This window comes from Ruegeria sp. G2 (assembly GCF_056533505.1).
On record NZ_JBQFON010000014.1, the window covers coordinates 107,539 to 118,184 of the forward strand.

The window sequence follows — 10,646 nt, forward strand, 5'->3', positions numbered from 1 at the left end:
TCGCAGCTTGGGCAATAGGGAAACAGCATCATGCCAATGTACCGATCCAGAACCTCCACCCATGGCCGCAACATGGCCGGCGCCCGTGGCCTATGGCGCGCCACCGGAATGGGCGACGACGATTTTGGCAAGCCAATCATAGCGATCGTCAACTCGTTCACTCAATTTGTACCTGGCCACGTGCACCTGAAGGATCTGGGCCAGATGGTTGCTCGCGAGGTTGAGGCCGCAGGCGGCGTGGCTAAAGAGTTCAACACCATCGCGGTGGATGACGGGATCGCCATGGGCCATGACGGGATGCTGTATTCCCTGCCCTCGCGCGAGGTGATCGCGGATTCGGTCGAATACATGGTTAACGCCCATTGCGCTGATGCGATGGTCTGCATCTCGAACTGCGACAAGATCACACCCGGTATGCTGATGGCGGCCATGCGTCTGAACATCCCGGCGATCTTCGTCTCGGGTGGTCCGATGGAAGCCGGCAAAATCGACATCGCCGATCTAGAGGCCAAAAAGATCGACCTTGTGGATGCGATGGTCGCTGCTGCTGACGACAAGTTCACTGACGAACAGGTCCAGCATATCGAAGAAAACGCCTGCCCGACCTGCGGATCGTGCTCGGGCATGTTCACCGCAAACTCGATGAACTGTCTGGCCGAGGCGCTGGGGCTGGCCCTGCCGGGCAACGGTTCGACATTGGCTACGCACGCGGACCGCAAAGAGCTGTTCCTCGAGGCCGGTCGCCGCATCGTCGAGATTACCAAGCGGCACTATGATTTGGACGAAAAAGGCTTCTTGCCGCGTGAAATCGCGACGTTTGATGCCTTTGAAAATGCCATGAGCCTCGACATCGCAATGGGTGGCTCGACCAATACCGTGCTGCACCTGCTGGCCATCGCGCATGAGGGCGAAGTTCATTTCACCATGTCCGACATGGATCGGCTCAGCCGCCAGGTGCCCTGTCTGTGCAAGGTCGCGCCAAATATCGAAAATGTGCATATGGAAGACGTCCACCGCGCCGGTGGCATCTTCTCTATCCTCGGCGAACTCAGCCGCGCGGGTCTGTTGCACGAGCACTGCCATACGGTGCATTCGGGTACGATGGGTGAAGCGATTGCCAACTGGGATATCAAGATCGCCAACAACCCGAAGGCGCAGGATCTGTTCAAGGCCGCGCCCGGAGGCGTGCGCACCACGCAGGCCTTCAGCCAATCAAACCGGTTCAAAGAGCTTGATACCGATCGTGAAGGCGGCGTTATCCGCTCGAAAGAACACGCGTTCAGTCAGGATGGCGGTCTGGCTGTGTTGTTCGGGAACATCGCGCGCGACGGCTGCATCGTGAAAACGGCAGGTGTTGATGAGAATATCCTGAAATTCACCGGCTCTGCTTATGTTTGCGAAAGCCAGGATCAGGCGGTGAACGATATTCTGACCGGTAAGGTCAAAGAGGGGGACGTGGTGGTTATCCGTTACGAAGGCCCACGCGGAGGTCCGGGCATGCAAGAAATGCTGTATCCGACTTCTTACCTGAAATCCAAAGGTCTGGGTAAAGCCTGTGCCTTGCTGACCGATGGGCGTTTCTCGGGTGGAACCTCGGGGCTGTCGATCGGCCATGTCTCACCAGAAGCCGCTGAAGGTGGCGAGATCGGTCTTGTACATACTGGCGACAAGATCGAAATAGACATACCCAACCGCACAATTCATTTGGCAGTCTCTGACGAGGAGCTTGCGGTCCGGCGCGAGGTACAAGACGAAAAAGGCTGGCACCCCGCCAACCCACGCAAACGCAAGGTATCAACCGCCCTCAAAGCCTATGCAAAACTGGCAACCAGTGCCGCAAAAGGCGCAGTTCGCCAGGTTTGACCTAGTTCAAACGGAAGTGCTCCCGCGCCCGCAGCGGAGCATCGGCTGCACCGATAGCCCTTGTAGACTTGGGTCCGGCGCCGCGCCATGCGCGGCGCCGGACCCAACCAGAGGAGACGTCTTGTCAGAGACGTTGACGATGGGCGGGAGCCTTCTGATTTAGCTCAATCACCTAGTTTTGCGTGAATCTCGTCCAGATCGATTTCACCAATTGGCATCTTGTTCGCGGGATTCTCGAAATCGTATTTGAACAACTCGAAATCCTGCTTGTAGATTTCATAGACCAAGTGCATGGACAGGTCGTCAAAATAGTCCTCGACCGGATGCGCACGCTTTGGCCCATGGCCTTCAGATTCATTGAAGCGTGGAATTTCGGACAGAGTCACCCTATGCGCTGTGTCCAGGTGATCCAGAACATCCTGCATTCCATCATTGAATTTCTCGGTCCAGAAAATGCGATCATATCGGCCACCATTAGCGATCAAAGTTGAGACATGACCGGACATGGCGGACCAATGAATGTCTGGATCCATCGGGCGTCGCCAGCGGATCGTATCGCGCGCAAACAGTAGAAACCTGCGGAAACTAGCGATTTGGTCAAACTCACCTTTGCCATCCTCACCGCCAACCTCAATCCCGTAGTTGTAAATCAACGTCGGCACCAGATTTCCGCGATAGCGTTTACCGTTCCGCTGAATACCGCAAATCTTGTCGAAAAACGAACTTAGGATGCGCGTATATGGATTGCGCACACAGGTAAAAGTGTATGACCCATGCGACTGAACATTCCGCGCTATTGGGTCCTGACTGGCATTAAAAGCCCACTTATGCATCCCATCATTGGCGTCGTGAATATCACCATCAAAAAACCGGCCATGATCCGAGAAGTACATGATCTGCCCAATGGTCGAGCAAGCACATTTTGGCACGACACGATAGACCATGCTCTGACTTTCGGTCATCCATGTACCGGGAAAACCCATCTGCTGTGCCTCCTTAGCCAGTTATCGTATTGATACTCCGGCATATTGGCTCAAAGAACCAAAAATATTCTGTTTATTCAATCGCTCATCCTCAGTATCACGGTTGCAAACGGCAGAAACGGGGAAATACGAATATAGAATGGCAAAGATTGCCTTTATCTTGCTGTGTCACAAAGATCCGGACGCGATCATCGCGCAGGCCGGTCAGCTGACGGCTGCCGGTGATTGCATGGCGATCCATTTTGATGCCCGTGCCAGCGACACAGATTATGCGCGAATTCGCGAGGCCCTAAGCGACAACCCTAATGTCACCTTTTCGAAGAAGCGCATTAAATGCGGATGGGGTGAATGGTCCCTGGTACAGGCTACGCTGCATGCGCTTCAGTCGGCTGTAGAGCAGTTCCCCAGGGCCACCCATTTCTATATGCTGTCTGGCGATTGCATGGCCATCAAGACCGCTGAATATGTGCACGGTTTCCTTGATGATCGCGATGTGGATTTCATCGAGAGCCACGATTTTTTCGCAAGCAACTGGATCAAAACCGGGATGAAAGAAGACCGGCTGATCTATCGCCATTACTTTAACGAACGTAATCAACCGCGCCTCTTCTACACCGCTTACGAGATGCAAAAACGGTTTGGCCTCACTCGCGACATACCGTCAGACCTTCAGATCATGATTGGCAGCCAATGGTGGTGTCTTCGCCGTCGTACTGTCGAGATGATTCTCGAATTCCTGCAACAACGCCCGGACGTGCTTCGGTTCTTCAAGACAACGTGGATTCCGGATGAGACGTTCTTTCAAACTCTCGTTCGCCATCTGATACCAAAGCACGAGATCGAGAACCGAACGCTGACATTTCTGATGTTCTCCGATTACGGCATGCCCGTTAGTTTCTACAACGATCACTATGGCATGCTGCTGGGTCAGGATTACCTCTTCGCACGCAAGATCAGCCCCGAAGCCCATGAACTCAAGGAACGGTTAGGGCAGTTATATGCCAGCGAAGGGGTCGCGTTTGGTATTTCTGGGGAAGGGCGCAAACTGTATCATTTCTTGACCAGCCGTGGACGCGTCGGACGACGGTACACACAACGGTTCTGGGAAGCGGGAAACACCCTGGGAACCGATCGCGAAATATACTTGATTGTCTGCAAAAAATGGCACGTTGCCAAACGATTGGTTGATCAGATTGCCTCGGAAACCAGCATTCCCTGTATTGAATACATATACGATGAGCAAGACACTCCGCTTCCCGATCTGGGTGGCATTGAGACGACATTAACCAAACGCTCCCGACATCGTCGCGTAGTCGCGAAATTGCTGTTCGAACATTTCGACAGCGACAAACTGATCTTATGCGTTGATCCTGCGAACTTAGACGTCATTCAGGACTTTGGCGGGGATCAAGCCCAGACGCGTGTACTGGAAATCGAATGCGATTATTCCGACGAATACCTTGCTGGTCACGCCTTGCGTGTCGGGTTGGCTGGTCAGAACAGCTCGGCCGAGTCAATGGCCCGATTGCTTCCTACTTTGCGGAACGCACTTGCCTATGAATCTGAGCAGATCCGATATTCCAAGAACGATGGTTTGTTTCATTTGCGCGAAACTGCTGATCGCTTGGTCAACGAAGAGGCAATAGCCGAGTTTCTGAACCTAACGGAGGCCCAAGCCAAATCGATTATGCATTTGGATTACCTTTTCGCGGATTGATATCCGGCGGCGTACATAAACTCCGACGGATATGCTAATGATCGAGACCCGCCAGTCAGATGTCGAATTTGACTCCCTGTGCCAACGGCAACTCGGCTGAGTAGTTCACCGTGTTGGTCTGACGGCGCATATAGGCTTTCCAGGCGTCCGAACCACTTTCGCGCCCACCACCAGTTTCCTTTTCACCGCCAAACGCGCCTCCGATCTCGGCACCGGACGGGCCGATATTGACGTTTGCAATGCCACAATCCGAGCCAGCTGCGGTCAGGAACTGTTCCGCCTCACGCATGTTCAACGTGAAAACACAGGATGACAGGCCTTGGGGCACATCGTTTTGGATCTCGATCGCCTCGGCGAAATCATCATAACCGATGACATACAGGATCGGAGCGAAGGTTTCTGTCTTCACAGTTGCCGTCTGGCTGGGCATTTCAACAATGGCGGGTTCCATGTAGACGCCACCAGGCATTCCCTCGGTTACTCGCTTGCCACCAAAGACCGTTCCACCCTCGGCTTCCGCCCTCCTAAGCGCTCCGGTCATTGCGTCGCCGGAGGCTTCATCGACAAGCGGACCTATCAATGTCCCTTCCGCCAGCGGGTCGCCAATTGGAAGGCCCGAGTAAGCTTTCTTGAGGCGGGCAACAAGCTCTTCACGGATCGAGTTGTGCACGATCAGACGGCGTAGCGTGGTGCAGCGTTGACCCGCCGTCCCGACGGCTGAAAACACGATCGCCCGGACCGCCATTTCCAGATCGGCCGAGGGACCGACGATCATCGCATTGTTGCCACCGAGCTCCAGAATGCATTTACCAAAGCGCTGCGCCACGATCGGAGCAACCGCACGGCCCATCCGGGTGGAGCCGGTGGCCGAGATTACCGGCACATCCTCGCTCGCGACCAGAGCTTCACCCAGCGCGACACCGCCGATCAGGGTCTGCAGCAGGCCGTCAGGCGCATCCCCGAAGCGGGCCAATGCGCGCTCGAAGATTTTCTGACAGGCCATCGCGGTCAGAGGCGTTTTCTCCGAAGGCTTCCAGATCACGGGATCGCCACACACCAACGCCAACGCCGCGTTCCATGACCAGACCGCAACCGGAAAGTTAAAGGCCGAGATCACACCCACTGGTCCTGCAGGATGCCAAGTTTCCATCATCCGATGGCCGGGTCGTTCCGATGCAATGGTCAGACCATATAGTTGACGTGACAGGCCCACGGCAAAGTCGCAGATATCGATCATCTCCTGCACTTCGCCCAGCCCTTCCGAGGTGATCTTGCCAGCTTCCCAACTGACCAGCGCGCCCAGATCATCTTTGGCCGCACGCAACTCTTCGCCCAGAAGGCGGATCAGTTCTCCGCGGCGCGGGGCAGGCACAACCCGCCATGCTTTGAACGCTTCCTTCGAGCGCGCAAATATGCAGTTCATCTCGGACAGAGGCGTTTCGTGCACTTCAGCCAGCACACTTCCATCAATTGGAGAAGTCACGCGCAGCGATCCACCAGTCAGCTCTGCCGCCGTCAGGTCCAGTTTCGCAAGAGTAGCTTCAGCAGTCATTACAACATCTTTCATATCTCAGGCCGCCTTGTTCTGTTCGGTGACATCGCCGGCGCGGTAGAGCCGACCAAATTCTGTGTTCAGGAAATCAGCAAGCTTTACCTGCTCCTGCCGGACAAAACCCTTGGACGGCAAAGCACCCGTCCGCATCAGATCGACGACACCCAGCACACCTGCTGCGGTGGTGATCTGGATCGCACTCCAGATTTGCCCATCAATGGTGCGGGCAAAGGATTTGTTGATCAGGGACTTCTCGCGCAGGGAACCATCAATCATTCCCTTGGCAGTGCAATAGACCAGCACTACATCCTGATCGGTGCGCGGCAGAGCGGTTTCAAAGATCTCTTTCAACAGATCGCGCCGACGCTCTAATCCCAAATCACTTAGCAACAATCGAAGAATATCCCGATGTCCCGGATATCGGATCGACCGATAGGACACAGCCCGCGCTTTACCTTCAAGCGTTTCGGGCAGCGTGCCCAGCCCACCGGACGTGTTGAAGCATTCATACTCCACACCATCATGGCCGATCAGTTCATAATCTTCGAGTGGCGCTGTCTTAACCCGCTCGCCGTTCACAATGGCATCGCAAGGGTTACAATACTCATTTATCAATCCGTCAGTGGACCACGTCAGGTTATATTTCAATGCATTGGTCGGAAACAGCGGCAGTGCCCCAACCCGCATATGTAAGCTTTCCAACTCATCGAATTCCGAAGCCAGCGCGGCGCCAGCGATACCGACAAATCCGGGTGCCAATCCGCATTGCGGCATGAACGCTGTATCGCTGTTCTGCGAAAGTTGGCGTACCGCATTGGTCGCTTCAACATCTTCTGTCAGATCAAAATAATGGGCTCCGACTGTTTTTGCAGCACCGGCAATTGCTGGCGTCAGGAAAAACGGAGCTGCCGAAATAACAGCATCAAACCCCCTGAGCCCCCGTTCGAGGCTTGCACTGTCACGGGCATCGATCTGCCGCGTTGAAATCCCGCGCTTGTTGAATATAGACAATGCCGAGAGATCATGATCGGCAACAGTTACCGAGTAATGCGCCGAGGATTTCAACAAGGTCGCGATCATCTGACCGATCTTCCCCGCCCCGACTACGCAAATATTCCAGCTCAAAACACGCCTCCATACGGTATTTCTTTCGATTATGAGGGGCGAATTGTTCGGAATGCAGATCATGTCTTGACGAAATGAGGCAGATATCCGTCATTTCGTCATGTGTTATGTCAATTTGCTAGATTGCATCTTCAAATTCGCCCTTAAATATTGTCGAATTCACAATCGTTTTAGCGATCCTTTGAAGTGAGAGTACTATCAGGTATGAGAGGACCATTGTCGGCTACACAACGCAGACAAACGCGGTTCGCCCAAGCATATAGGTGCCCTTCAATGAGATCTCTCCGTGTCCTGCTTACCTGTTTCGCATGCCTGCTCTCATGCGGAGCTCTGGCGCAATCCGCTGAGGCACCTGCCGCTGAGATTTCTTTGGAGCTCAATGCCTTGGCAGACGTTAGTGGTGCCTGTAGATTAACCTTCCTGGTGACCAACCAATCCGGAACCAGCATCGATGAGGCAATATTCGAGACGGTGATATTCGACAATGAAGGGAGTGTCGTAACCCTTTCACTTTTTGATTTTCGAGACTTACCCTTAGATCGCCCGCGTGTCCGTCAGTTTGACCTGCCAGGGATGTCTTGCACGTCTGTTGGACGAGCATTGATCAATGGCGCGAGTTCATGCGTGATAAACGGATCTCAGAGCGACGTCTGTCAATCGACCCTAACGCTCAGCAGCCGAGTTGAAGTGGAGTTACTTGGATGAATATTCTCTCTTCTCTTCGGGAAATCCTGGCCCTTGGCGGGCCCGTAGTAGCCATTCTTATTGTCATGTCGGTGCTGACGGTGGCGGTCAGTCTTTATAAGCTGTGGCAATTCGCAGCCTGTGGCGTGGGACGGCACAAGGTGCTGTCACAAGCGCTGCAAGCCTGGGATGCCGGGGATCGGGCCGAGGCACGCACACGCCTCGCACAGAGCAGCAGCTATCTTGCACCACTTGTCGAAGCCGCAATGGACGCGCCGGACACTCCCGATCTGGACGCCCGATTGGATGCCGAAGCCGGGCTGGCACTGGCTGGGCTTGAGCGGGGGTTTCGGCTTCTGGACACGGTTGCTCAGCTTGCCCCGCTGCTTGGGTTGTTCGGGACAGTTTTGGGAATGATCAATGCGTTCCAAAGCCTTCAATCTGCCGGGTCTTCTGTCGATCCCTCATTGCTGGCAGGCGGCATCTGGGTTGCCCTGGTAACCACAGCTGTTGGCCTTGCGGTGGCGATGCCGACCTCGATGGTCTTGTCCTGGTTTGAAAGCCGAACCGCGCGCGAACGCGTATTTGCGGACAAAGCACTACGCACGGTTCTGGTCCCAAACCATTCGAACCAGCCTGCCACCACCGGCGCGACCGAGATTCTGAACGCTGAACATGCGTAACACGGCACCCTTTGTCAGACGACCGATGTCGGTGACGCCGCTCATCGATGTCATCTTCTTGCTGTTGCTGTTCTTCATGTTGTCTTCAACTTTCTCAAAGTTCGCGGAAATCGAAATCAGCAGCGCAACCTCAGGAGCATCGGCCTCGGCTGAGCCAGTGGAGAGAATTTTCATCCAGATCGGTGCAGAGCGCGTGACTTTGAACGGCGAAACGCTGACGCTGGATGACCTGTCTGCAAGGATCGGGACAGGTCAGGCTCTGGTAAGCCTTGATGCGGATACGTCCGCCCAACGACTTGTAGATTTGCTGGTTATTTTGCGTGGCCGCGATGGCTTGACCGTCACGGTGTTGGAGTAGACCGATGATCCGCTTTGGTCGCCCAAGCCGAAAACGAGACTCGACCATCCCTCTGATCAACGTCGTCTTTCTGATGCTGATCTTCTTTCTGATTGCAGGCACCCTGGCACCACCGCTTGATCCCGAGCTTCAGCTTGTCGACACATCGGAACTGGAAGGCCGCGACCCTCCCGATGCGCTTGTCCTGAACGCTGATGGCATCCTCAGCTTTCGCGGAGTGCAAACCGACCCTGAGGCTTTCATGTCCAGCCATGATGACGGACCGGTCAGGATTGTCCCCGACCGCAATGTTTCAGGCCAACGGTTGATGGAGGTAACCGGTGCCCTTCGACGGTATGGCGCGCCGTCTGTGTTCCTCGTGACCCAGCAGGCGTTAAAATGATCCGGAAGTCAGCAGCCGTCGCTGCGTTGGCGGGTGCGCTTTCGCTTGTCCTGCACATCCTTGGGATCAGTTTTTACGAACCCAGTCTGCCACAATTGCGATCCAAGGGGGAATCGGTCAGCTTGATCGAGCTTGGCAACACATTCGAAGAATTCACCGAAGACACGACGGACCCGGTGCAACCGGAATCTGCTGAAACACCCGAGCCTCCGGTTGAAGACACTATTAGGCCCGATACTGCCGACATCCCGATCAGCGAAACACTCGTCGCCTCCCCCGATCCTCAGCAGGTATCTTCACCCGATGTCGGAGCGCCCGTCGCCCTACAATCAGAATTGCAGGAAGGGGTGCCGACCGAACCGGTCGCCCCGTCCAGCGCCGAACCAGCCGCAGACGCGGTGACTAACGCAACACCCCCGGCGCCCGAGCGCTTGGCAGCGCTACCACCCACAGACGCCCCAACTGCTCCGGTCCCTCCACTGGAGAGTGCGGCAGTCGAACCGGAAATCCCAAGTTCCGTCGATGAGCCAACAACAGAGCTGCCGGAAGAACAAACCGGGGCTTCCGATCAGGCTGTATCTGTCTCCAAGCGTCCCCGCCTTCCGGACAGAAGGCCCGCAACGGATACTCCAAAATCGCTCGATGGGTTCAGTAACTTCGACAATTTGCGCAACCCTTCGCGGACAGTAGAGTCGCCCTTAAGCCTGTATCAAAAAGAAGGGGCTGACCCGTTCCGAACCAGCAGTGGCAGAAATCAATCCTCAGGCCGCGGCGCAGGAAACTCCGACACTACGAACTATGCCGGACAGGTTCTGGTCCATCTAAATCAGACACCCGTCGTCTATGTCCCGGTCCGAGGATTTGCGCAGGTATTCTTCGAAATTAATCCTGATGGATCACTGGCTTGGGTAGATATCGTCGACAGCTCAGGCTCACCCGAGATCGAACGCGCCGCCAGAGATCAAGTCATCCGCGCCGCTCCATTTCCTCGCCCACCAAGCGGTTCAAGCCGCAGGCTATCATTCTATTACCAGAATAGTTGAGATCAGAGACAGCGGCTCAGTTGCATAGCTATTCGTTAACCCCACGAGTTATAGCTTGGAGTGCTTTAAACAACTGAACCGTGTGATCAAAAATAGTCTGAACGGGTTGTTTGGAATTTGGTTTCGGGATTAGGATTTGAACCTCTGACCTTCAGGTTATGAGCCTGCCGAGGTGAAGACGTTAAGCAATTGATCCAGTGGATCAATTGTAGTCTGAACGGGCTGTTTTGGGGTTTTCTGACGCTGGTTGCGGGAG

Annotated in this window: 9 protein-coding genes; 6 read left to right on the forward strand and 3 right to left on the reverse strand. The window is 54.9% G+C overall.

Going from position 1 to position 10,646, the window contains the following annotated elements; all coding sequences use genetic code 11:
• Positions 1–30 precede the first annotated feature (30 nt).
• Positions 31–1,863, forward strand: coding sequence for a dihydroxy-acid dehydratase (ilvD, locus tag ACR0DU_RS20300; protein WP_480877104.1), 1,833 nt, complete (start codon positions 31–33; stop codon positions 1,861–1,863).
• A gap of 164 nt (positions 1,864–2,027) precedes the next feature.
• Here the strand turns inward: ilvD and ACR0DU_RS20305 are convergent, their stop codons facing one another.
• Positions 2,028–2,846 carry a sulfotransferase family protein gene (locus tag ACR0DU_RS20305; RefSeq protein WP_010438722.1) on the reverse strand — a complete coding sequence of 273 codons (819 nt, stop codon included), beginning with the start codon at positions 2,844–2,846 and terminating at the stop codon, positions 2,028–2,030.
• Positions 2,847–2,985: 139 nt separating this feature from the next.
• Here ACR0DU_RS20305 and ACR0DU_RS20310 point away from each other — a divergent pair, with 139 nt between their 5' ends.
• Positions 2,986–4,563, forward strand: a complete 1,578-nt coding sequence (locus tag ACR0DU_RS20310; protein ID WP_480715869.1) for a DUF5928 domain-containing protein — start codon at positions 2,986–2,988, stop codon at positions 4,561–4,563.
• A 55-nt stretch (positions 4,564–4,618) separates the two neighbouring features.
• Here the strand turns inward: ACR0DU_RS20310 and amaB are convergent, their stop codons facing one another.
• Together amaB and ACR0DU_RS20320 are read right to left on the reverse strand one after the other, a co-directional pair.
• Positions 4,619–6,115 carry an L-piperidine-6-carboxylate dehydrogenase gene (gene amaB / locus ACR0DU_RS20315; RefSeq protein ID WP_480715868.1) on the reverse strand — a complete coding sequence of 499 codons (1,497 nt, stop codon included), beginning with the start codon at positions 6,113–6,115 and terminating at the stop codon, positions 4,619–4,621.
• An 18-nt stretch (positions 6,116–6,133) separates the two neighbouring features.
• Positions 6,134–7,240, reverse strand: a complete 1,107-nt coding sequence (locus ACR0DU_RS20320; RefSeq protein ID WP_480877109.1) for a saccharopine dehydrogenase family protein — start codon at positions 7,238–7,240, stop codon at positions 6,134–6,136.
• A gap of 701 nt (positions 7,241–7,941) precedes the next feature.
• On the opposite strand from ACR0DU_RS20320, the gene ACR0DU_RS20325 reads away from it, so the two are divergent.
• Genes ACR0DU_RS20325 through ACR0DU_RS20340 form a run of 4 tightly spaced genes read left to right on the forward strand, consistent with a single transcriptional unit; the run spans position 7,942 to position 10,390 of the window.
• Positions 7,942–8,607, forward strand: coding sequence for a MotA/TolQ/ExbB proton channel family protein (locus ACR0DU_RS20325; RefSeq protein ID WP_480877112.1), 666 nt, complete (start codon positions 7,942–7,944; stop codon positions 8,605–8,607).
• Positions 8,600–8,965 carry an ExbD/TolR family protein gene (locus ACR0DU_RS20330; protein WP_480877115.1) on the forward strand — a complete coding sequence of 122 codons (366 nt, stop codon included), beginning with the start codon at positions 8,600–8,602 and terminating at the stop codon, positions 8,963–8,965. Before ACR0DU_RS20325 ends, ACR0DU_RS20330 begins: the two co-directional genes overlap by 8 nt.
• A gap of 4 nt (positions 8,966–8,969) precedes the next feature.
• Positions 8,970–9,347 carry an ExbD/TolR family protein gene (locus ACR0DU_RS20335; RefSeq protein ID WP_170408723.1) on the forward strand — a complete coding sequence of 126 codons (378 nt, stop codon included), beginning with the start codon at positions 8,970–8,972 and terminating at the stop codon, positions 9,345–9,347.
• Positions 9,344–10,390, forward strand: coding sequence for an energy transducer TonB family protein (locus ACR0DU_RS20340; RefSeq protein ID WP_480877118.1), 1,047 nt, complete (start codon positions 9,344–9,346; stop codon positions 10,388–10,390). The genes ACR0DU_RS20335 and ACR0DU_RS20340 overlap by 4 nt, the downstream gene beginning before the upstream one ends.
• Positions 10,391–10,646 lie beyond the last annotated feature (256 nt).

What these genes read in the sequence shown, in the direction of transcription:
- ilvD (WP_480877104.1), top strand. Translation starts at nt 31, where the DNA reads ATGCCAATGTACCGATCCAGAACCTCCACCCATGGCCGCAACATGGCC.
- ACR0DU_RS20305 (WP_010438722.1), bottom strand. Translation starts at nt 2,846, where the DNA reads ATGGGTTTTCCCGGTACATGGATGACCGAAAGTCAGAGCATGGTCTAT.
- ACR0DU_RS20310 (WP_480715869.1), top strand. Translation starts at nt 2,986, where the DNA reads ATGGCAAAGATTGCCTTTATCTTGCTGTGTCACAAAGATCCGGACGCG.
- amaB (WP_480715868.1), bottom strand. Translation starts at nt 6,115, where the DNA reads ATGACTGCTGAAGCTACTCTTGCGAAACTGGACCTGACGGCGGCAGAG.
- ACR0DU_RS20325 (WP_480877112.1), top strand. Translation starts at nt 7,942, where the DNA reads ATGAATATTCTCTCTTCTCTTCGGGAAATCCTGGCCCTTGGCGGGCCC.
- ACR0DU_RS20330 (WP_480877115.1), top strand. Translation starts at nt 8,600, where the DNA reads ATGCGTAACACGGCACCCTTTGTCAGACGACCGATGTCGGTGACGCCG.
- ACR0DU_RS20335 (WP_170408723.1), top strand. Translation starts at nt 8,970, where the DNA reads ATGATCCGCTTTGGTCGCCCAAGCCGAAAACGAGACTCGACCATCCCT.
- ACR0DU_RS20340 (WP_480877118.1), top strand. Translation starts at nt 9,344, where the DNA reads ATGATCCGGAAGTCAGCAGCCGTCGCTGCGTTGGCGGGTGCGCTTTCG.